The following is a 23,412-nucleotide window of genomic DNA, read 5'->3' as shown; positions in this document are numbered from 1 at the left end:
AAAAAAAATGGTTTTTGAAGAATTGTGTAATCCTATACTTTTCAATCAAATTGAAATTTTGAAAAAAAATCTTTGATGGATACTAAAAGTTCTGTCTGCAGAATTTAATATTTGATTTTTTTATTTCTTATTTCAGCTTATTCCAGTCTTCAATTCTTATTTTCGGAATTGAATCAACCACAACCCTATATAAATGAAGAATCTATTCACTATGTGTTTTCTGCTATTAGCATTCTCTGCTAATGCGCAGGAAGAAGTACTTAAAAGCTTGGATGAGAAATCGGGTTTTTATACGGATGTTTCCCAACAAATCTGGGAATATGCTGAACTAGGATATCTAGAAACCAAAAGCACAGCATTATTACAAAAAACTCTTTCTGATGCAGGTTTTGAAGTTAAAGCCGGAGTCGCTGGAATTCCTACAGCTTTTGTGGCTGAATATGGATCTGGAAAGCCAGTGATTGGCATTATGGCAGAATTTGATGCACTTCCCGGAGTCTCTCAAAAAGCAGTACCGTTCAGAGAGCCTGTTGTCGAAGGAGGTTCGGGGCATGCTTGTGGGCACCATTTATTTGGTACTGCTTCAGTAGCTGCGGGAATTGCAGCCATGGAATGGATGAAGGAAAATAATATACAAGGAACTATCAGAGTCTATGGAACTCCTGCTGAAGAAGGCGGTGGTGGAAAAGTTTACATGGCAAAATCTGGAATTATGGATGATGTGGACGCAATGCTTCATTGGCATCCTTCGTCTTCTAATAATGCAGGGGCGAACTCTTCTCTCGCTAATATCTCCACAAAATTCAGGTTTTATGGGGAAGCTTCTCATGCTGCTGCTGCTCCAGATCGAGGGAGATCTGCACTTGATGGTGTTGAAGCGATGAACTTTATGGTAAACTTGTTGAGAGAGCACGTGCCTCAAGAGACTAGAATGCATTATGTAATCACCAGAGGGGGAGAAGCTCCCAATGTGGTTCCGGCATTTGCTGAGTCCTATCATTATGTAAGGCATCCTGATGCAATGAAGGTTAAGGAGATTTTTACAAAGCTGGTAGATGCAGCAGAAGGAGCCGCTCAAGGTACTCAGACGACTATGGAATATGAGATAATCAATGGAGTATATAATCTTTTACCAAATGAAACACTAGCTAGTGTGATGCATAAAAATTTGGAAAAGGTTGGAGGTGTTGAATATTCTCAGGAGGAAACGGAATTTGCTGAAGAAATTATTAAAACATATCCTCCAGGGGTAATCGTATCTCCTCAAGATGCTACGAAAATTGCTCCTTTTGAGGTAAATGAAAAAGGATCAGGCGGTTCAACAGATGTAGGGGATGTGAGTTGGCTTGTGCCTACGGCAGGTTTGGGAACGGCTACTTGGGTCCCTGGAACTTCAGCGCATACCTGGCAGGCAGTTGCCGCCGGAGGAACGAGCATTGGAAAAAAAGGGATGATGGTGGCTGCAAAAACTTTGACTCTTACTGCCATTGATATTTTGAAAGACCCATCTATTGCACAAAAAGCTAAGGTTGAATTGGATGAAAGAAGGGGGCCAGGGTTTAAATATGAGGCATTAACTGGCGAAAGAAGTGCTCCATTAGACTACAGGAAATAAGGGGTTATAAAACACGGCGATCATGAAAAAAAGGCTGAACTTTTTTATTTTAATTCTAATAATTTTTCAGTTTACCTGTTTTAAAACTTATTCATATCAACAAAATCCATCTGACGAAACCAGACCTAAAATAGGTCTGGTTTTAAGTGGAGGAGGGGCAAAAGGGATGGCTCATGTGGGAGTCATTCGATCGATGGAAAAAGCAGGAATTCGGCCTGATTATATTGTGGGAACCAGTATGGGTTCCGTGATCGGTGGATTATATGCTTTGGGTTATACTGCGGATGAGTTAGAGGAGATCATTCTGGATATAGATTGGGATTTATTGATCTCTAACCGTGTGGAATTTAATTCTATTGCCTTTGAAGAAAAGGAATATTATAACCGATATCTCATAGAATTACCCGTTAAAAAAGGAAAAATAGCCTTTCCCTCAGGACTAATTGAAGGTCAAAAGCTTTCCGAGGTCTTACAGTATTATACTTGGCCAGCAATAAAGTATGAGAATTTTGATGAGTTCCCAATTCCCTTCCGATGTATTGCTACGGACATCTCTAGTGGGGAAGAAATAATTTTCGATAAAGGATATTTGCATGATGCCATGCGCTCAAGTATCGCTATTCCTACTGCTTTCACTGCTTTTGATCTGGATTCTACTTCCGTTGTGGATGGAGGTGTAGTGAATAATTTCCCGGTAGATGTTGTGAAAAAAATGGGTGCAGATATTGTCATTGGGGTGAATGTTTCAGATGAAGATTTTGCTTCCGTGGATGAATTGGGTGGTTTTGGAGGAATTCTAATGCAGGTAGCGATGGCAAGATCCCTAAGCAAAACAAAGCAAAACATCTTGGATTGTGATATTTACATTAAACCTGATTTAGAGCCCTATTCTACAGGGAGCTTTGGTAATTATAGAGAAATACTTGCCCTAGGGGATTCTGCCGGTAAAAAATACTTTGATGATTTCAAGCAGTTAGCCGATAGTTTAGGCAGAAAAGATGTGGTTTTGGGATTGGGTTTTAATGAATCTCCAATCCAAGTGAGTGGGATTGAGTATGTTGGTAATAAGCTTTTTACTAACAATCTGATACAATCCAAATTTGATATTTCTGTGGGTTCAATGATTACCAGAGATGAAATCCAACAAGGAATTGATCGGATTTATGGTATCAATGGATTTTATAAAGTGGACTTCTCTTTGATTCCCTTAGGTGAAAATAGGTATAATATCAAAGTAAGATTGAAAGAAAAGCCAGCTTCACTCTTGAGCTTGGCTGTACACTATGACAACCAGTTCTCCGCAGGGATTTTGTTGAATTACACAGCGAGAGATTTTATTGGAAAATCAAGTAGAACGGTGTTTTTACTGGATGTTTCAGAAAACCCAAAGGGTAGGATTGACTATTATAAATATTTTTCAAAGGAAAAAAGTCTAGCATTTAATACCCGAATAAACCTAGCAAGGCAGCAGATTCCCGAATACGAAAAGGGAGAAGAAACTGAGATAATTGTTGATAGAAGAAACAGCCTGGAAGCTCAATTCATAACGACTGGTTCGCTAAAGCAGTCTTTCTCTTTAGGCGGATTTTATTTAAATAATAAATCGAGGTACAGGTTTAAAAATCAGTTTTCTGACGATTTAAAAAATGTTAGTCAAAGTTCTCTTGGCATAAGATTCAGATATTATAGAAATTCCCGTAATGATAGAAATTATCCCACCAAAGGGGCAGAAGGCTTATTTGAGACTGTATTTCACATTCAAAACGGAATCCGCATTAATTTGAAATCAGGATCAGATACATTATATGTAGATTCTGATGGTGTCACCATTCCTTTCCCAAAAGAAACATTGGATTTACTTACCGATATTTTAACTCCAGATTCCTATCTGACGATTCTGGGGAAATACTCAAAATTTTTACCCATTTCACCAAAATTCCAGTTCAAACCTGAAGTGGCAGGCGCGCTTACTATAACGAATCAGACGGAAGGGAAAGCTTATTACGAATTTCTAGTTGGTGGATATCAAAATATTAGATTCATAGATTCACATTTCTGGGGATTAAATTATGGGGAAGTACAAACTTCAAACTATTTAAAAGCGGGGATAGATGCTCAGATTATTCCAATTAAAAATGTTTATATCAGAGCTGGAGTGAATTTTTTGGGTTTTAGTGACTCATTCTCAATTAATGATGAAGATTTATTCAGTAAGATATTTCAGGATGGGAAATACACTGGTTTTGGCGCAGACATTTCTTACAAGTCTATAATAGGTCCTATTACTGTTGGGGTAAGTAGTAATAATAAGGACCACAAATTGAGGTCTTACTTTTCTTTAGGATTGTCTTTTAATTATACGGATCGATAAGATTTATTGAGATTAATAATCACTGAAAAATGACTGATTACTTAGTTGAAAAAATTGTCATTGCCTTTACCAAGAAAGGCAATGACAATTAAAATTATTTTGGTTCAAGCATACTGTCTACCAGGGCGTCAATGTCTCGAAGATGATTTTGAACAATTCCTGTACTGTATCTTGAACTTGCTGAGCGGGCTGTACTTTGGATTGATTTCAATTCAGCTCGAACAGCAGCGCTTACATCAGATCGATTTCTCTCATCTTGAGTCATTAAAGAGGCCAGGCGTTCAACATGCGCTCGTTGAAGGTTTCTACGAAACGCATCAATATCTTTTGAACCAGACAATTCAGACCAAATTCCTTTTCTCAAGTCGATCAGCATGGTTGTCATTGGATAGGCATCAGCTCCATTTAATGCTTCATTGTCAATCATCCTTTCCAATCTATCCATTCGAAGTACATTGCTAAGTATTCTTGATTGTAGTCTACTGACAGCTGAAACAGCCCCGCTTGGTTCTATGTTGCTTAGTATTTCTTTTTGGAGTAACCATTCTGGTGTGGTAAACACATGTTCATTAAGAAACTTCATCGATTTTACCTGTTCAGCTTTAGAGGTAGGAGTGTAGGTAACACCTTCTTGGTCGGTGGTTTTGAATTCTTCATAAACTCCACCAATATTTGTAACTACATGGTTTGCATATCGACTCCAGACACCAATCAATTCTCCATATAATTCTTCCAAGTCACCATATCCTTCTCCCGCAGTTGCAGTCCATTTCGCAAGATTAGGAGCTACTATTTTTAAATTTGCCAAACCATATGTGCTTGCTTTGACTGGATCATCTCCAACAGACTCAGTTTGAGAGCTTGGATCAAAAGAATTACTTCCTCCGAATAAATACATGGGATCTCCTGCTTTTTCTTTGATCCAGCTATCCAAGATCGGCTTTTCTTCTTCCGGAGAATTCGCATTTGGAATATATCTGTATCCCCAGTTTATTGCATAATTATCATAGGGACCGAGCATTCGAACCCAACGAACTCCTTCATCTCCTGGCTGGGCCACATAGTTATATCTTGTATAATCCATGATAGTCGCTGCAAGTCCCCACTTTTGAGTGAAAGTGACTGATCTCAAAGAATCTGTTGGGTAAGCATAAGAAGCCTTCATATTATGAGGCAAGCCTAGTGCATGACCAATTTCATGAGAAATTACTCTACGCATCATTTCCCCTATTTCTTCATCCGGGGTATTCAAAGTTCTTGCAGAAGGGTTTGCAGCCCCAGTTTCCAGCATATATCGGTTTCTATAGGACCTTAAATGATTGTGATACCAAACTATATCACTTTCAATAATCTCCCCAGACCTTGGATCCGATACACTAGGGCCCATTGCATTTCTCGTAGTGGTTGCTACGTATCTAACAGTGGAATAACGTGCATCTTCAGCACTCCAGTCAGGGTCTTCGTCCTCAGAGGGAGCATCTTTTGCGATAATAGCATTTTTGAAACCAGCTGCTTCAAACGCAACTTGCCAATCTTCGATGCCTTGGCGGAAATAGGGTCTCCATTTTTCTGGTGTCGCTGGATCCAAATAGTAAACAATAGGTTTAACAGGCTCCACCAACTCACCTCTGGCATAAGCTTCGGGATCTTTTGGTTCTAGTCTCCATCTTCTGATATAGGTTTTTACGTCTGATTTTAAGGCTTCTGAACCATAGTCTATTTGTCTTACAGTAAACCAACCTACTCGCTGATCATGTAGCCTTGGCTTCATTGGTTGAACGGGAAGTAAATACATCGATTGACTCATTTCCATTGAAATAGTTCCGGATCTTGAATTAGATGGAGGATCCGAGGCGTTATAGGTCATGTCATGTCTTACCTCAATGTTTTCAGGATAGCTTGCTAATCGGGTTATAAAACTCCGTTGCTTATCGAGATTCCGAACTTGATACTGCTTTCTCATAGAGGACGATAAACCGCTAAGTGCAGGGATGTCAGAAAGGAATAAATCACTCACCTCTATAAGTGCAGCAGTAGAGTCTGAATTAAATGCTTCGATTTTAAAAGAAGCTAAAATTGGGTTGTAGTTATTTGCCTCTACAGACAGATTAATAGGAAGTGAATCTGCTGCTACATTATCAAATGAAATAGAACGAAGAATAATATTATTTTGAAGTCTTGACCAATGGATTACTTGTTCGTTTGATTTTGACCCTGCAGTAGTATATCCTCCTCCAAGACCATCAGCAATTTTGGAAATACGGCTCACCAAAAGCATGTCAGTATCCAGCATATTAAAGGGGACTTCATAATAATTTTTGTCTCCCACTTTGTGGATTGTAAAGAGTCCGTCATCTGAAATTGCTTCATCTGTTACGATCTCATTATACTTTTTGAAAGGGCTTTTCTTAGCGGGTTTCGAAACTTGGCTTTGTGGTGCAGGGTCTGCATCTTTTTTCTTTTTCTTTTGTCCAAAGCTTGCTACACTAAGCAGAAGCATAAAGACAGTGAATAGAGTAGTAGTTTTTTTCATCTGTTTCATTGGTTTATGACTAAAAATAGAGTGAGAGAATAAAATAAAAAAGGAGTCATTTTTGTTGACTCCTAATTTATAGATAAAGGGTTTGATATTAGTTTTAGCTTAATTCGTAATAGGTTCAATTGTTTGAATCATCCCATTTTCTAAGTGAGTCAATGGGGCAACTTTGATATTGCGAAGATGTGTTTCTCCTGAAAGTTGAGTGTCGTGGTAATAGATATACCATTTTCCATCTACCTCAACAATTGAGTGGTGATTTGTCCAGCCTTCTACAGGGTTTAATACAACTCCTTGATAAGTAAATGGCCCGTAAGGATTGTCAGCCGTGGCGTAAGCAATGTAATGTGTATCTCCTGTGGAATAGGATAAGTAATATGTTCCATTATACTTATGAATCCATGCAGCTTCGAAGAACCTTCTTTCATTGTCTCCATTTAAAAGTGGATTCCCTTCTTTATCTAAGATCTTGATTTCTTTTGGAGTCTCTGCAAATTCTAGCATGTTATCACTCATCTTGGCGATGATAGGACCAAGAGCCGGTTCATCATCTGCTGGTAAACCATCTGTTGGGGCAGGGCCTTTATCTTCGAAATTATTGTCTCTGTACTTTTGCAACTGACCTCCCCAAATTCCTCCAAAATACATGTAATAAGACCCATCTGAATCTTCAAAAACTGCTGGGTCGATACTATAACTTTCTTTGATAGGTTCCGGCTGAGCAGTGAATGGTCCTATAGGCGAAGCCCCTTCCGCTACGCCGATTTTGAAAATATCGTTTTCATCTTTTGCTGGGAAGTACAAATAATATTTCCCATCCTTTTCGGCAGCATCCGGTGCCCAAAGTTGTCTTTTTGCCCAAGGAATATCTTCAACTCCCAAAACCTTTCCTTCATCCACAACGGCCGAAGCTGGAGAGTCCATGGAGTAAACATGGTAGTCCATCATATTAAAATGAGATCCTAAATCATCCTGGGGAACATTTGATTCGATATCATGGGAAGGATAGATGTAGATTTTCCCATCAAAAATATGTGCTGAAGGGTCAGCGGTAAAGTTGTCGGTTACTAATGGCTGGGAAAGATAGTTGGAATCGGTCTCCTCTTCTTCTGTGGCTATTTCGGTTTCAGAATTGCCAGCGGGTTTGCTACAGGAAATCATAATTGCAATTATTCCGATTGCTGATGTGATCTTCAATAAGGTTTTGTTCATAGGTTTGTTTGAATTTAATTCTTCAAGATAAATTGAAATTTGAATTATTCCATTATTTCAATCAGTAGGTTAAAGTGATTTTTTAGACAGATTGTTATAAAACCATTGATCCAATTGTCTCTCCATTAAAGGATTTGGGGTTTTGGATTTAGCTAGTTTAAGTATATTGGTGAAATTAAACCCAATCTAACTCATAATGAACCGAAGAAAGTCTCTTAAGATTCTGGGAGGAACTGCAGTTGGAATTGCCGGCCTGGTCCTGGCTGACTGGAAGTGGCAGCTTCTTGATGGAATCAATCACAAAGGATTTTTTACTTTAAAGGAGGAGAAACTTATTTCTGCAATTGCAGATACAATTATACCTGAAGGTCTACCTCCAAAAATACCTTCTCCAGAAGCCAAACCAATTGGAGCCCTAAGTACAGGGACCGATATCTATATGATGAAGCTTTTTGAACATTGCTTCGAAAAGGAAGATCAGGATAAAATCAAATTACAACTTGCCAGTTTGGATAAAAAAGGCTTTTTGAAAGCTTCAAAAGAGGAAAGGAAAGCCATGCTTATAGTTTTAAGTGATTCTGAGAATGAAGCAGAAAAAGAGTTTTTCGACTTGATGAAATCAGAAACGATTACAGGATTTACCACTGTGAAAGAAGTGATGGTGGATTATAGAAATTATAAAGTTGCTCCGGGTTTTTATACCGGATGTGCAGATGTTCCAGCCAAAGCTTAAGAGATCAAAATAATGCTACAAGATTCAAAAGAAAAAAGAACTTACGATGCCATTGTAATTGGTTCTGGAGCCAGTGGAGGATGGGCAGCAAAAGAATTAACAGAAAAAGGGCTGAAAACGCTTGTTCTCGAAAGAGGAAGAATGGTCAAACATATTGAGGATTATCCAACAGCATCCAAAGCTCCTTGGGAATTTGAATTCCGTGGTGCGGTCCCTTTGGAAAAGCGATCAGGTGTCGGTGGAGGGAGATGGCTAAGAGAAGAAACAGCCCATTGGGCACTGGCGGATGATGAACAGCCCATTATTCAAGAAAAACCGTTTCGATGGTTTAGAGGATATCATGTTGGTGGGAAATCTTTACTTTGGGCCAGAGCCACGCAGCGTTGGTCGGATTTTGATTTTGAAGGACCTGCGAGAGACGGGTTTGCGATTGATTGGCCCATTCGGGCCAAGGATTTAAATCCTTGGTATGAATATGTAGAGCGGTTTGCGGGAATAGCCGGTAACAAAGATGGATTGCCTGAACTTCCGGATTCTGAGGTGATGCCAGGCTTCGAATTGAGCTGCATTGAGAATTATTACAAAGAGCAACTGAAAGCTAATTATGGAGATAGACACTTGATTCAAGGAAGATGTGCACATTTGACAGACCCTCAGGAAATCCATAAACAACAAGGTCGAAATAAATGCCAGCATCAGGCCATGTGTAATCGTGGTTGTGTGTATGGAGGATATTTCTCCGCCAATGCATCGACACTTCCTTGGGCTGAGAAGACAGGGAATTTAACCATCAGACCTAATTCTATCGTCGAATCCATTATTCATGACGATGCCAAAGGCAAAGCAACCGGGGTAAGAATCATCGACAGGCATAGCAAAGAAGAGATTGAGTTTTATGCGAAAATCATATTCGTCAATGCTTCTACCATTGCTTCCAATGCAATTTTATTGAATTCAAAGTCCTCTACATTTTCCGCCGGAATCGGTAACGAAAATGGGCTTTTAGGCAAGTATTTAGCTTGTCATAACTATAGAGGCAAAGGTTATGCAACCTTTGAAGGATATTTGGACAAAGCAAATCTTGGAAGGAATCCGGGCCATGCCTATGTTCCAAGGTTTAGAAACGTGTTTAAGCAGGATACTGATTTTCTTAGAGGATATTCCATCGGTATGTCGGGCAGCAGAGGATTGGGTTCTGATACTAGTATGATTGGAGATGAATTGCGAGATAATTTGCTTAACCAAAAATACAATGATGTCTGGGGCTTGGCCTCTTGGATGCAAGGAGAAACTGTGCCGGTTGAGGACAATCACATGCGATTAAGTACTGATAAAGTCGATAAGTATGGGATTCCACAAATTATCCTTTCCGTAGAATGGAAAGAGAATGACGATAAAATGGCTGCCGATTTTGTAGCCCAACAAACAGAAATGTATGAGCGGGCAGGATTTAAAAACATCAAAGTGGAGGATTCACATTCTGCTCCCGGTTCAGATATTCATGAAATGGGAGGGGTAAGAATGGGAAAAGACCCTAAAGATTCATTACTCAACGAATGGAATCAGCTCCACCATTGTAAAAACGTTTTTGTAACCGATGGTGCTTGCATGACCAGTACCAGCACACAAAACCCAACTTTGACTTTTATGGCATTGACAGCTCGAGCGGCAAACCATGCAGTTGAAGAGCTAAATAAACAGAATTTGTAAGTGATTTTCCAATCAGAATAACATGAAGAAACTAAGGATATTTATACTTACCGTATTGTTGTCTGGCATAATTCCCACCTTGACCTTTTCGCAGCAAAAAGGTGATCCACTTCTCCAGGTTCCGCTTGGGGTTCAATCTTATTCCTTCAGGAACCATTGGGAAAATGGGGTCGAGTCTACATTAGATATAATTGAGGAAATGGGTTTCAAAGAACTAGAAGGTGGAGCTCCTGGAAGTATGTCAGCGGAGGAATTTGTAAAACTTTGTGCCGACCGGGGAATCAGCATTCCATCCACTGGAACCGGTTTTGAGCAGCTAGAAGAAAATCCTCAGGAAGTAGCAGAGCGCGTGAAAGCACTTGGAGCCAAATATGTGATGTGCGCCTGGATTCCTCATAATGGTGATTTTACAAAGGAAAATGCAGACCGTGCGATCAAGGCTTTCAACGAGGGTGGAAAGGTTTTGAAGGAAAATGGAATTATTTTCAAATACCACGTTCATGGGTATGAATTTCAACCTTATGGAGATGGTACTTTATTGGATTACATTATTGAAAACACGAATCCAGAATATGTTTCACTTCAAATGGATGTGATGTGGACTCATTTTGGCGGTGGAGATCCAGTGGCTTTGTTAAAGAAATATGGAGATCGTTGGGTTTCACTTCATTTAAAAGATCTTCGAAAAGGTGCTCCAAGAGATATGACAGGATTAACAAGGCCTGAAAATGATGTGGTCTTGGGAACAGGTGAATTGGATATTCCGGGTATTCTTCGCGAATCAAATCGAATTGGAATCAAGCATATGTTTATCGAGGATGAAAGTGATGAGGAATTGGAAAACCTGCCTAAAAGCATTGCTTACCTAAAGAGCCTTCATTATTAAGTGACTGATTTTTACTTTTTTCAAACGGTTCGTTCATGAATAAATATCTTTTTACACTTCTGATTTTCTTGATTTTTGATCAGTCATTTGCTCAAAAAACTAATGATTTTAATGTCCTGATCATTCACGTAGATGATTTGGGATGGGCTGATATTGAGCCATTGGGCAGTGATTTTTATGAAACTCCCAATATCAATAGACTTGCTTCAGAAGGGGTTTTGTTCACTAATTCATATGCAGCAGCAGCAATTTGTTCTCCAACGAGAGCGGCGATGCTGACAGGAAAATATCCGGCGAGATTAGGGATTACAGATTGGATCCGAGCAAAATTCCAGGGAATAACTACTTCTGGTTTGCCTGGTGAATATGAGAAGTTTGAGGAAAAGCCATTGAAAACTCCAAAAATCCAAGGGTTTCTTCCACTTGAAGAGGTAACGATTGCTGAAAGAATGAAAAGCTATGGATATGCCACCATGCATGTGGGAAAATGGCATTTAGGAGAAGAAGGTTTTTATCCGACTGATCAAGGGTTTGATGTGAATATTGGAGGGAATGATCTTGGACAACCCCCAAGTTATTTCGATCCTTATTTACCGGCAAAACCTCGGGAGTTTTATGAGATCACGACTTTGAGACCGAGGAAAAAAGGGGAATTCCTAACCGATAGGGAAGGGGATGAAGTAGTGAATTTTATCCGGCAGAAAAAAGATGAAAAGTTCTTTATCCATTGGGCACCTTATGCAGTGCATACTCCTATTATGGGTAAGCCAGAATTAGTGGAGAAGTACAAGAAAAAAGAACCTGGCGACCAACGGAATCCCGTGTATGCTGCCTTGGTAGAAAGTGTTGACCAAAATGTTGGGAAAGTGATGGAAGCCTTGGACCAAATGGGATTGAGAGAAAATACATTAGTTGTTTTTACTTCAGATAATGGGGGACTGATTGGTAATTATGAGAGTCCAATTACCAATAATTACCCTCTAAAATCACAAAAAGGCTATCCTTATGAAGGGGGAATCCGAATTCCAACCATCGTAAGTTGGCCAGGAACTATACCAGAAGGAAAAGTAAATAATACCCCTATCATCACTATGGATTGGATTCCTACTGTGCTTGATTTTTTGGGTGAAGACTCGGAGTTAGATGAATTGGATGGGGTAAGTTTGAAAGGGTTATTAACCGAGGGAAGTGGGCTTCCAGCAAGAGATTTGTTTTGGTATTTCCCTCATTATCGATTATCAGATATTGTCCCTTATGCGATTGTAAGATCCGGAGATTATAAGTTGATCCATTATTTTGACGGAAGTCCCGGAGAACTTTATGACCTCAATTTGGACCTTCAGGAATCGGTCAACGTAATTGGCACCAGAAAGGCAATTGCAGATCAGTTACAATTAAAAATCGAAAATTGGCTGAAAGAAACTGGCGCCAGATTGCCTGTGGAGAAATGATTTGAAGACGATATATTTTTAGCAAACTAATTTATAACCATAACCCCTGATATTCAGGATTTGGATTTCGGGATCATCTTGAAGTTTCTTGCGGAGTTTGGTAATAAAAACGTCCATGCTTCGGGCATTGAAGAAATCATCAGCCCCCCAGATTTTTGTCAAAATCAGACTTCGGTCGGTGATGTCATTGCAGTTTTCCAGAAGAATCTGAAGTAGCTGAGATTCTCTGGCTGTTAATGGAGATTCGCTGTCTCCAAGTTTAAGTAACTGCTTAGTAGGGTGAAACTTGAATTTGCCGATCTGAAGCCAATCACTTTGCTGGGTTCTAAGAGCTTTTCTATCCAATTGTGCATTAATCCTAACAATCAATTCCTCCATACTAAATGGCTTGCGGATATAATCATTTCCACCTTGGCCAAAGCCCCTGACCACATCTTCTGTTTGGCCTTTTGAAGTAAGAAAAATAATGGGAGTAAATGGATCAATTCTTCGAATTTGCTCCGCCAAAGTGAATCCATCTTTTTTGGGCATCATTACATCCAAGACCAAAATATCGGGTTTGGAGGATTTGTATTTTTCCCATGCTATTTCACCATTTGAGCAGAGTATTACTTCAAAATCTCTGCTTTCTAAACTTTCCTGGATGATCATCCCTAAAGAGATTTCGTCCTCTGCCAGTACTACTTTTGTTTTTTCAATCATGGCCAAGTTGTAATGAATGAAGTACTATGAGGTGCGGTTTGCAAACTGATTTCCCCACCATGCTTTTCTATGATTTTTTTGACATAATAGAGGCCTATCCCAAATCCTTTAACATCATGGATATTTCCTTGTGGAATTCTATAAAACTGCTCAAATATCCGTTCTTTCTGTCCACCGCTAATTTTCCCACCATTATCCCAAATCTTAATTTTGGTTTTATTGCTTTGATCCAAGCTGATTTTTATCTGATCACCACCATATTTGATGGCATTGTCTAGGAGGTTCGAAATCACATTTTCAAAGTGAAAAGAGTCCACCTTAATCGGATGAATCTGCGCAGGTACCTGAAGTTGGATTTCTTTTTCCGGTGCCAAAGTCTGATATTTTTGAAGTAAACTTCGGAGGATTGGTTCAGGGTCAATTTCTTCTATTCTCAGCATCAATTGCTCGGAATCCAAGGTGGCAGTTTCCAATAATTTCTCCACCATCAAGTTCAGTTTATGCAGCTGCATTTTTGAAATTCCCAAGTAACGTTTATTCTTTTCAGGATCGTTTTTTGGATTAAATTGCTCAATTCCTTCTATAGCCGAAAGGGTAGTTGCGATTGGAGTTTTGAATTCGTGCGTGATATTGGAGATTAGATCCTGCTTGATTTCAGCTACCTCCTTTTGATTTTTAATAGTTTGGTAGAGGTAGTAGAAAGCATAAGAAATGATACCCAAAAACAACAATGAAGTTAGGATTTCAACTATCCCTCTTTTCAGGATGTTTAATGCTGTGTTTTCGAAGTAAAGTTCGAGAACCTGTCCTCTTGGTAAAAAAGTGGATTTGGTCACAGTTTTAAAAGGCATCTCTAAAAGTGCAGGATAATTAAAGGAACCAGCAATCGTGTCCTTATCGTATTGTAGAATTCCATAATCTATGCTGATTCCTTTCCTGTCAAGATCGGCTTTGAAAAGTTCGTTGATTTTGTCAAAATTCAAAGAATCTCTCGTAATGGAAATGATGATCGTATTGGTTAATTCTTTTAGGCGACGAATGCTATCAACAGATTCTAATCCTCTGAAAATATTGATCTGGTGCTTTTCATCTACTTCCATGTTTTTTGCAGAATCAAACCTTAAGTGAGATATTCCATCCAACGAATTGAAAGAGTCAGTTGTTATCCAATTGGCTGTAATTGAGTCAATTTCATCTAAAGTTTCAAGAGATCTAAAAACCATTTTACTTTTGCCCACTCGCTCAAAGAAAGAGTCATCCAAACTGTCATTTTCTAATGAGTCACTTATGGAATAATTAAACTTTATTGCTTTTCCATCTGTCAAAGTCACAACATCAGTTTTAGCTAAATCTGCAAAATACGCTTCCAATGCATTGTCAAGACTAGCTTGAATATCTTTGGTCAGTTGGTTTTCAATTTGATGAAATTGAGAGATATTTCGATAGATTTGGACACAAATACTCACGCCTAATGTAAAGGCTATCAGAATTCCTATCCGCTTGAATTGTAATTGTTTCACGGCACTAAATTAGGAGCAAACTGATTGAAAAACCGAATGTTAACACACGTTAACACTGCTTAACGCAGTTGTTTTGTCTGATTCTATTCATTTGTATCAAAGAAAAATTCGCTATGAAAACCAAAATTTTACTACTCGCCTTGCTTGTATTCATGTGTTTCGTTGGGACTACTTTTTCCCAGGGACTAACAGGAAGAGCTTATTACAAATCGTCTTCGAATATCAAGTTTTCCATGGATAGCTCCAAAATGGCGCCCGAAGTGATGGCAGATCTTCAAAAGCAGTTGAAGAAGCAAATGGAAAGAGAATACATTCTATCATTTAATCAGGGAGAATCTAATTGGAAGCAGGCTGAGAGTTTAGGTGCTGGGCCTGCTACAGCTTCATCTGGAGGAGCTAGTATCGTCATTAATACGGGAAGTACGGATTTGACACTTTATAAAAATCTTTCAGAGCAAATGTATCTGAAAGAGGAAGATCTGATGGGTAGGGAGTTTCTGGTAAAAGACAAGTTGAACCTTTATGATTGGGAGCTTACTGGGGAGACAAAAAAAATTGGGGACTATGAATGTCAGAAAGCAACCTATTCAAAAATTGTAGATAGCAAACGCTTCTCTACAGGTATGGAAGAGATGGAGGTGGTAAAAGATACCGTCCAGGTAGTTGCTTGGTTCACTTCGCAAATCCCAGTCAGTCACGGACCTTCCGAATTTTGGGGATTACCAGGCTTGATTTTGGAGTTGCAGAACAATGGAAGCACATTGATTGCCGAAAAAATTGTGTTGAACCCAGAAGAAGCTGTTGAAATAATTGTTCCAAATAAGGGGAAAGAAATGAATAGTGAGGATTATCGTGCATTAGCAGATGAAAAAATGCAAGAAATGATGAAAAAGTACTCTGGTAAGTCAGGAGAACATCAGATGACCATCAAAATCGGGAATTGATTTAAATAATTCCGAAAACTAAACCAACATGAAATTTATTTTTAAAAGTTTTGCAGGGGTTTTTCTCCTATCCCTGCTTTCTTTTTCTTCTTTTTCACAGTCAAAAAATCTGGTAGGGCAGGTCTTGGATTCGTTGAATCAGCCGATCAGCTATGCCAACGTGGTTGCCATCAACCAGACTACTCAAAAAATCGGAGCTTTTGCCATAACCAATGGTGAAGGTAGATTTAAGCTAGCTCTTGTTCCAGGGTCTGATTATTTAATTCGAATTTCATTTGTAGGCTATAAGCAATTTGAACAGGTATTTACCGAATGGTCACCCGATGAACCTATCCAGGTGATTTTGACGAATGATGAAACCATGTTGGATCAGATAGAAGTAGTTTCTGAACTTCCGGTAACCATGCAGGGAGATACCTTGACTTATAAAACTGATGCATTCACCACTGGAACAGAAAGAAAGCTTAAAGATGTGTTGGAGAAGCTTCCGGGATTTGAAATCGATGATGAAGGTGGTGTGAAAGTCCAAGGAAAGAAAGTGGACAAAGTCATGGTGGATGGGAAAAACTTTTTTGATGGAGATACCAAATTGGCTACTAAAAATTTGCCTGCAAATGCAGTGGATCGGGTTCAGGTACTAAAGAACTTTAATGAAGTGGCCCCAGTAAGAGGGTTGGATACGGACGAATCTTTGGCTTTGAATATTCAATTAAAGGATGGAAAAAAGAAATTGATTTTCGGAGATTTGACTGCAGGAGCCGGGCCAGAAGAGAGATACTTAGGGCATGCCAATGCTTTTTACTATTCTCCAAAATTGAATCTGAATTTGATAGCAGATGGGAATAATATCGGCGAACTACCATTCACTTTGCAGGACTATTTTCGGTTTAGTGGAGGAATGGCTGGACTCACAGGAAGGACTGGGACTTCTATCTCAATGAGTAGTGAAGATATGGGGATTCCTATGGCCCAAAGGAATAATGCGGCTTCTTTGGAAACAGCTTTAGGAGCATTGAATTTGAATTATCATCCCAGCTCAAAATGGAGGCATTCTGGTTTTGTCATTGGGTCCACTTCCAAGAATAGACTGGGTAGCATTTCTCAAAGGACATATCTTAGAAGTGATGAAAATCAGGAGGAAACTTTAAGTTCTGCCAGTACGGTAGAGAATGGGTCAGGATTAATGAAATATGCAATGACCTATACTCCTCGAGAGGAAACGTATGTCAAATATTCAGTTTTTGGAAAGCTGGCGGATATTCAAAATCGAAATTTACTGGATTCTGATTTTGGAAGCATCAGGCAGCAAATCAATAATCTTCAAACAAGGAGACCTTATAGTGTGCAGCAGAAAGCAGAATGGTATCATGCTCCTTCAGATAAAAGAGTATTCTCAATGGAATTAAATTGGGAGAAAAAATACCAGGATCCTTTGTATGATTTGACAACGAATCAAAGGCCGTTCATGGGTGTACTTCCCATTCTGGATCAAGAGAATTATCGTTTCCTTCAACAACAAGAAATTCATTCAAGAACTATAGAAGGTTCACTTAATTATTATCATATTCTTAATGCCACAAATCACTTGAATTGGAGCTTGGGCTATTCCGATACGCGGCAAGAAATGATTTCTGGTCTAAACCAGATTCTACCCTCTTCAAATGAATCGTATACAGAGTTTGAAAATGATAACCAATTTGGAATTCAGGATTTGTCCCTAGGAATGACCTACAAAACCAAGTGGAAAGATTTCATCTTAAGCCCTTCCCTTTTTGCACATCGATATGCTTGGCAAGATCAGCAATTTGAAGATAGGTTGACCCAAGAAAAGTATCTGCTACTTCCGGGAATGTATGCGAAGTGGGCGATTAAATCTAATAAATCCTTAACCTATAGATTCCTGACCTCCGCTAATTTCATGGATATCCAGAAACTTGCAAAAGGCTATATTATTCAGGATTATAATTCGATTTTCACAGGAAACCGGATGCTTGATAATGGATTATTTAATAATCATTCTTTGAACTACAGCCACTATGATTTCTTCTCATCTATTAGCTTTTATGGAACACTTAATTGGCAGCGAAAGAGAAATGATATTGTGAATATCACAGATTTTCAAGGTATTAACAGATTTTTGACTGTCATGAATATCACTCCGGTCAATGAAACAGTAAGCGGAAATCTGAGCTTTGATAAGAAATTCAATAAGTTTAAGATGTCTGCAAGTGGTCAGTGGAATTCATTTACTACCAATAACTTGATCAATGAAGAGGTAAACCAAAATAAGCAGTTTTCTCAAACCTATAATGTGAAAGCGACTACTACTTTTTTCAAAAAAGTGGAAGTGGATTTTGGATATACCTTTGCTACCAACAGTTATAACGGATTAAACTCCCAAAACACTTTTAATACACATACTCCAAAATTTGAGGTTGATTGGGATATCTGGAAAGGATTGAAATTGAATGCAGATTATGCTTTTAACACCTATACGAATACAGGAGCCGGAACGCAAAGTGAATTCGATTTCCTGAATGCATTTTTGAGTTATCAAGGAAAATCCAGTCCTTTTGAATTCCGGTTTACTGTTTGGAATATTCTGGATACCCGGTCTATTCGGAGAGATAGTTTCAACGATAACCTAATCAGTACATATTCTTATTTAGTTCAGCCTAGGTACAGTCTGTTTACAATCAAATGGGATATTTAATTTGAAGCGGAAGGGTAAAAAAGGAATATTACCAAACAATAATTAATTAATCACAGAAATGCCTGCTTCGGCTACAATTCCATCTTGTGCTGAGGTGGCACCTGAAATTCCAATTGATCCGATGCAAACTCCATCCTTGAAAATTGGAAGTCCTCCCTCTATTGCAACAGCATTGGGAAGGGTGGCTATTCTACCTCCACCTTCATTTTTCATCGCATCTTCAAAAATCTTAGTAGGCCTTCTGAAGTAAACCGCAGATTTAGCTTTGGCTATAGCTACATCTATACTTCCTATTTGCACACCATCCATTCTACGAAGTGAAATAAGGTTTCCTCCACCATCTAAAATCACTATAACCATATTCCATCCCTCTTCTACTGCCTTTTTTTGTGCAGCATCAGAAATCATGGTTGCTGTTTCAAAATTTATATAGGCTTGAGTTTGACCCTTAGAAGTACCGTTTATGGAAAGAAAAACTATTAGTGCAAAGAATATATTTTTCATCGTACTATGAGTTAGATTGAAAATCTAAGTTACTGATTTTTTGAACCCTAAGTAGAATCTCTTAAATTGATCGAAGACAATTATTTATCCCTAATCTTATTTAGATTTTATGAAGATTTTTTCAAGAAGAGATTCGCTGAAAACCCTTTCACTTGCCGCAGGAGCAAGTTTAATTTCCCCTTTCAATTTATTTGCTAATTCCAAAGTTAAAAAACGAAAGAAACTTGGAGTTGCATTAGTTGGATTGGGGTATTACAGTACTGATTTATTGGCACCAGCATTACAGCAGACAGAGAATTGTTATCTAGCTGGAGTTGTATCAGGAACTCCCTCAAAAATACCGATGTGGCGTGGGAAATATAATATTCCCATAGAGAACATATATAATTATGAAAATTTTGACTCGATTGCTGACAATCCGAATATAGATGTGGTATATGTGGTTTTACCACCTTCCATGCACAAAGAATATGTAATCAGGGCCGCAAAAGCAGGGAAGCATGTTTGGTGTGAAAAACCAATGGCGGTGACTGCAGAGGATTGTCAGGCAATGATTGATGCCTGTAAGGAAAATAATGTCAATTTGTCAATTGGTTATCGCTGCCAACATGAACCAAACACTCAGGCTTTTCAGGAAATTGTTAAAGGTAAAAAATTAGGAAATGTTTTAAAGGTCGATTGTGCGGCGGGATATCGGGAAAACAGAACGGATCATTGGAAGCAAAAAGTTGAGATGGGAGGGGGAGTTATTTATGATATGGGTGTATATGCAATTCAAGGAGCGAGACTTGGATTTGGACAGGAACCGATTTCTGTTAATGCTGCAAAAGTTTGGGCTGAAAGACCAGAAATATATAAAAATGGACTTGGTGAAATAGTAGAGGCACAACTGGAGTTTCCAGGAGGAGCAATGGCCTCCATTAAAACCTCATTTTTCGAAAACACCAATTTTTTAACGATTCAATGTGAGCAGGGAAAGATTGAGATGGAACCGTTTTCTGGGTACAATGGGAATAAAGGCAAAAGTCCTTTAGGTGAAATAAATTTCCCGTATCAGGTTCCTTGGCAGCAAGCAAATCAAATGGATCATGATTCAATATCCATTATGGAAGGTTCGCCGGTTTTGGTGCCTGGCGAAGAAGGCTTAAGAGACATAAAAGTGGTCCAAGCCATTTTGAAATCTGCAAAAACGGGGATGAAAGTTAGTATCTAAAATCCATAATTTTGGGTAAAAAACAGCCTTGGATTCCAAGGCTGTTTTTTTTGGTTGAAAATATTTTTTCAATAACTAAAAATAGTACAATGTTTAATTGAAAAATTATATCTACATTAAGTTGTGCCTATTTTAATGGCTTTCAAATAGTTAACTAGTCATTATTGTTTTTTGGCTTTGGTTTTATGGTTCCAGACCATTTTTTAAGGTTTGGAAAATTTAGATTGATTAAAATAATTTTTGTCTTTACCACCGATTGAAATAAGTATGAAAAAAGGATTGTTAATTGTTACTTGGATAGCAGGTGTTTTGCTCTTTGTTGTTTTAGCTTTTGTGAGCTTTGTTCTCTTAAAATGGGATCAAAAGTATGATGCACCTTATCCCGATATAAAGGCAAGTACTGATTCGACCATGATAGCTAGAGGTAAGTATTTAGTATACGGACCGGCGCATTGTGCTGGTTGTCATAATCCTCCAGAAAGAGCAAAAGAGGCCGAAAATGGAATAAATCATGCCTTGATTGGAGGAGGGGAATTCATTTTGGACCCAGGAATAATCAGGTCGAGAAATTTAACTCCCGATATGGAAACTGGGATCGGCAAACTCACAGATGGAGAAGTTGCCAGAGTCATGAGAAACTCTATCGGTCATGACGGAAGACCGATTTTTCCTTTTATGCCATTTCAAAATATGTCAGATTACGATGTAGCTTCAATTATTTCATTTTTAAGATCACAAGAACCTGTAAACAATTATGTTGAACCTACAGAGTATACATTTCTAGGTAAAGCAATTCTGGCATTTGGACTAATCAAACCCGTAGGTCCTGAGAAGATCCCTCCTAAAAAAGTGGACATTGAGGTTTCCGAAGTATATGGGGAATATCTGGCAAATTCAGTTGCGAATTGTGTTGGCTGCCATTCTCCAAGAGACTTGATGACGGGAGAATTCACCGGTCCCAAGCTTAGTGGAGGTCTTGAGTTTGAAGAAGTGCCTGGGGCAAAATTTATCACCCCTAACCTTACGCCTGATCCTGAAACAGGAATGATTACAAATTGGACGGAAGATGTTTTTGTAGCAAGATTTAAATCGGGTGGTAGGGTATACGAACATTCTCCTATGCCGTGGGGAAGTTTTGCTCAAATGAGTGAAGTTGATTTACGGGCTATCTACAAATATTTAATGGCCTTGGACCCTGTCTCTCACAAAATTGAAAAAACGCAACATATGTTGGAAGTTGTATCCTCAGAGTAAAAGCTGGAAGAGTCTATGAGCATTCACCTATTCTTTGGGGGAGTCACGCCTAAATTTTAAACTATTTGAGGAAAACGGTTTTGTGAGTTTTAGAGCTTTCCACCGCTGCTTCAAGTATTTCCACTACGATCTGATTGTTTTCCAAAGAGCTTAAATCATAGGGGGAAAGTTTGATTTCCCCAAGGATTACTGCTTTGAAAAAAGTAAATGGATCGTCATAAGGGCTATCTCTTTTTTCAAACTTGTAAAGTTCCTCATCAAAACCATCATATCCCTCAGCCATTCTTAGTCTTAGTGTTTTTCCATTGTCAGCGAAAAGAGCTCCGGTGAGTCCATAAATCTCCATATCTTTTCTACCGATAGGCCAGTTCCAAGATGGTTCTAGGATTACTTGGGAATTCTCATATGTCAAAATAATAGTGGCATCATCATCAACTTTTGGATTGTTTTCTGCTTGCAATTGCTGGGTAACTGCGGTAACTGAAATCGGTCTTTTTCCCTGATGAAGCCAAGTTGAAAGGTTCGCACCGTAGCATCCAAAATCAATAATTGCACCTCCTCCATTCAGTTTTGGGTCAGTCAGCCACTCTAAAAATTCAGGACTTACTCCAATTTTTTTTGGTCCTCTGTGTCCATCTCTAACAATGAGTTTTCTCATTTCTCCGATTTTACCTTCACTTAGGAGTTGCTCAGCTTTTTCTACTGATGGGTACCAAGTTGTTTCATAGTTTGTAATTAAGTGGATCTGATGTTTTCTGGCAAGTTTAGCCATTTTGTTCGCATGATCCAGGCTCACAGCCAAGGGTTTTTCTACCATGACATGAATACCTTTCGGTGCAGCTGCCTCGACTACAGACAAATGATCAAAGATATTACCAAACGCCGTTACTGCTTCAGGTTTGGTTTCAGTTAGCATTTTTTCCAAATCATCATATACCAGATCCATGGATATCCCATATTGCTTGGTTAGACGTTCTGCCAATTCTTTATTAGGTTCAGAAATCCCGACTATATCTATGTCAGACCTTTTATTGGCTTCTAAAATCCATCCAACATGTCCGTGGGTGAGACCTGCTACTCCAATTTTTAGTCTATTTTGAGAAAATGATGAGAAGCTTATTGCTATGAATATGATAAGAAAAACTTTTCTAGCCATTTCGAATTTGATTGAATATGTTAAAAATTGAGGAAAACATATGGTTAATACAAGCAAAATCTTCTTATTTGTTGATTATCTGATAATTAGGAATGCTTCAAATCGATAGAATCAAATTCCCATTTCAATTTGATGTCAAAAAACTTCAAGACGAGGTACATTCATTGAATATTGTGAATTGGGACCGATTGTCAAGGAAGCAAGGTTATGAGAGTGACTGGTCGGTAATTTTACTGACCGCAAAAGATGAATTTAATTCTCAGAAAAATTCAGATTCAATAGGCTCCGAGGATCTAAATTTTCTTTCAACACCCTACCTTCAGGATTGCCCTTATATTTCTTCAATTCTTGAACTATTTGAATGTAATAAATATTCAGTCCGATTGATGAAATTATCCTCAGGTTCTGAGGCGGTTAAACATTTGGATTATGATTTGGGAGATAACAAAGTGAGAGTCTTTGTTCCTGTTTTTACAAATCCCCAAGTAACAGTCCTTTTAAACGATTCAAATGTTGAATTGAATGAAGGAGAATGTTGGTATTTGAAACTTTCAGACCGACATAAATTTACGAATGAAGGTAAAACTGATTTAATCCATTTGGTACTAGATTTAGACCTCAATGAATGGATTAGAGATTTTTTAAATGTTTAAAAACCTTACAATTGGATTGGAAGATTTTTACTTCTAAAATTTTTAATAGATGCTTTTTAGGATACATCTCATATTGATTCATTGCTTTAAAAGGGTTCACAAAAACCAGATCAAGTAGAAAACGGGACTCACTAAATTTGCTGCCCATTAATTGATAGGGGATTAGACTGGTTATTTTTCAAGTTTTTCTAAGTGAAGAAGAATAATTAGATTTTCAATGATGAGAAATTAGTAATTTT

General features: G+C 38.4%; 17 protein-coding genes. 11 read left to right on the top strand and 6 right to left on the bottom strand.

Features of this window, described 5'->3' with window-relative positions:
- Window positions 1–193: 193 nt before the first annotated feature.
- Window positions 194–1,615: an amidohydrolase gene (locus AAGF08_RS09945; protein ID WP_343511006.1), complete on the top strand. Its 1,422-nt coding sequence runs from the start codon at window positions 194–196 to the stop codon at window positions 1,613–1,615.
- A gap of 22 nt (window positions 1,616–1,637) precedes the next feature.
- Window positions 1,638–3,986 carry a patatin-like phospholipase family protein gene (locus AAGF08_RS09940; protein ID WP_343511005.1) on the top strand — a complete coding sequence of 783 codons (2,349 nt, stop codon included), beginning with the start codon at window positions 1,638–1,640 and terminating at the stop codon, window positions 3,984–3,986.
- A gap of 94 nt (window positions 3,987–4,080) precedes the next feature.
- On the opposite strand, the gene AAGF08_RS09935 is transcribed toward AAGF08_RS09940, so the two are convergent.
- On the bottom strand, window positions 4,081–6,519 hold the full coding sequence (locus tag AAGF08_RS09935) for a zinc-dependent metalloprotease (protein ID WP_343511004.1): 2,439 nt from the start codon (window positions 6,517–6,519) through the stop codon (window positions 4,081–4,083).
- Window positions 6,520–6,627: 108 nt separating this feature from the next.
- Window positions 6,628–7,734, bottom strand: a complete 1,107-nt coding sequence (locus AAGF08_RS09930) for a glycoside hydrolase family 43 protein (protein WP_343511003.1) — start codon at window positions 7,732–7,734, stop codon at window positions 6,628–6,630.
- 196 nt (window positions 7,735–7,930) lie between these two features.
- Between AAGF08_RS09930 and AAGF08_RS09925 the strand changes: the two genes are divergently transcribed.
- From AAGF08_RS09925 to AAGF08_RS09910, 4 genes are read left to right on the top strand one after another with little or no spacing between them, the layout of a single operon-like run.
- Window positions 7,931–8,467 (top strand): gluconate 2-dehydrogenase subunit 3 family protein, encoded by a 537-nt coding sequence (locus AAGF08_RS09925; RefSeq protein WP_343511002.1) that lies wholly within the window; start codon window positions 7,931–7,933, stop codon window positions 8,465–8,467.
- Between the two features lie 12 nt (window positions 8,468–8,479).
- On the top strand, window positions 8,480–10,177 hold the full coding sequence (locus AAGF08_RS09920; RefSeq protein WP_343511001.1) for a GMC family oxidoreductase: 1,698 nt from the start codon (window positions 8,480–8,482) through the stop codon (window positions 10,175–10,177).
- A gap of 22 nt (window positions 10,178–10,199) precedes the next feature.
- Entirely contained in the window at window positions 10,200–11,063 is an 864-nt protein-coding gene (locus tag AAGF08_RS09915; protein ID WP_343511000.1) for a sugar phosphate isomerase/epimerase, read from the top strand.
- A 35-nt stretch (window positions 11,064–11,098) separates the two neighbouring features.
- Window positions 11,099–12,514: a sulfatase gene (locus tag AAGF08_RS09910; protein ID WP_343510999.1), complete on the top strand. Its 1,416-nt coding sequence runs from the start codon at window positions 11,099–11,101 to the stop codon at window positions 12,512–12,514.
- An 18-nt stretch (window positions 12,515–12,532) separates the two neighbouring features.
- Here AAGF08_RS09910 and AAGF08_RS09905 read toward each other — a convergent pair whose 3' ends face one another.
- Window positions 12,533–13,216, bottom strand: coding sequence for a response regulator transcription factor (locus tag AAGF08_RS09905; protein WP_343510998.1), 684 nt, complete (start codon window positions 13,214–13,216; stop codon window positions 12,533–12,535).
- A complete protein-coding gene (locus AAGF08_RS09900) occupies window positions 13,213–14,736 on the bottom strand; it encodes an ATP-binding protein (RefSeq protein WP_343510997.1) in 1,524 nt (507 codons plus the stop codon). The genes AAGF08_RS09905 and AAGF08_RS09900 overlap by 4 nt, the downstream gene beginning before the upstream one ends.
- A gap of 113 nt (window positions 14,737–14,849) precedes the next feature.
- Between AAGF08_RS09900 and AAGF08_RS09895 the strand changes: the two genes are divergently transcribed.
- Together AAGF08_RS09895 and AAGF08_RS09890 are read left to right on the top strand one after the other, a co-directional pair.
- Entirely contained in the window at window positions 14,850–15,680 is an 831-nt protein-coding gene (locus AAGF08_RS09895) for a GLPGLI family protein (protein ID WP_343510996.1), read from the top strand.
- Window positions 15,681–15,708: 28 nt separating this feature from the next.
- Window positions 15,709–18,393 (top strand): TonB-dependent receptor, encoded by a 2,685-nt coding sequence (locus tag AAGF08_RS09890; protein WP_343510995.1) that lies wholly within the window; start codon window positions 15,709–15,711, stop codon window positions 18,391–18,393.
- Between the two features lie 42 nt (window positions 18,394–18,435).
- On the opposite strand, the gene AAGF08_RS09885 is transcribed toward AAGF08_RS09890, so the two are convergent.
- On the bottom strand, window positions 18,436–18,897 hold the full coding sequence (locus AAGF08_RS09885) for a heme-binding protein (protein ID WP_343510994.1): 462 nt from the start codon (window positions 18,895–18,897) through the stop codon (window positions 18,436–18,438).
- 109 nt (window positions 18,898–19,006) lie between these two features.
- Here AAGF08_RS09885 and AAGF08_RS09880 point away from each other — a divergent pair, with 109 nt between their 5' ends.
- Together AAGF08_RS09880 and AAGF08_RS09875 are read left to right on the top strand one after the other, a co-directional pair.
- Window positions 19,007–20,110: a Gfo/Idh/MocA family oxidoreductase gene (locus AAGF08_RS09880; RefSeq protein WP_343510993.1), complete on the top strand. Its 1,104-nt coding sequence runs from the start codon at window positions 19,007–19,009 to the stop codon at window positions 20,108–20,110.
- Between the two features lie 267 nt (window positions 20,111–20,377).
- Entirely contained in the window at window positions 20,378–21,364 is a 987-nt protein-coding gene (locus AAGF08_RS09875) for a cytochrome c (RefSeq protein WP_343510992.1), read from the top strand.
- Window positions 21,365–21,425: 61 nt separating this feature from the next.
- Here the strand turns inward: AAGF08_RS09875 and AAGF08_RS09870 are convergent, their stop codons facing one another.
- Entirely contained in the window at window positions 21,426–22,520 is a 1,095-nt protein-coding gene (locus AAGF08_RS09870; protein ID WP_343510991.1) for a Gfo/Idh/MocA family oxidoreductase, read from the bottom strand.
- Between the two features lie 92 nt (window positions 22,521–22,612).
- Between AAGF08_RS09870 and AAGF08_RS09865 the strand changes: the two genes are divergently transcribed.
- Window positions 22,613–23,173 (top strand): aspartyl/asparaginyl beta-hydroxylase domain-containing protein, encoded by a 561-nt coding sequence (locus AAGF08_RS09865; RefSeq protein ID WP_343510990.1) that lies wholly within the window; start codon window positions 22,613–22,615, stop codon window positions 23,171–23,173.
- The last annotated feature ends 239 nt before the right edge of the window (window positions 23,174–23,412 follow it).

The sequence above is a fragment of the Algoriphagus sp. SE2 genome (genome assembly GCF_039563885.1).
GTDB lineage: Bacteria > Bacteroidota > Bacteroidia > Cytophagales > Cyclobacteriaceae > Algoriphagus.
This window is presented reverse-complemented; position numbering and strand designations above follow the sequence as displayed.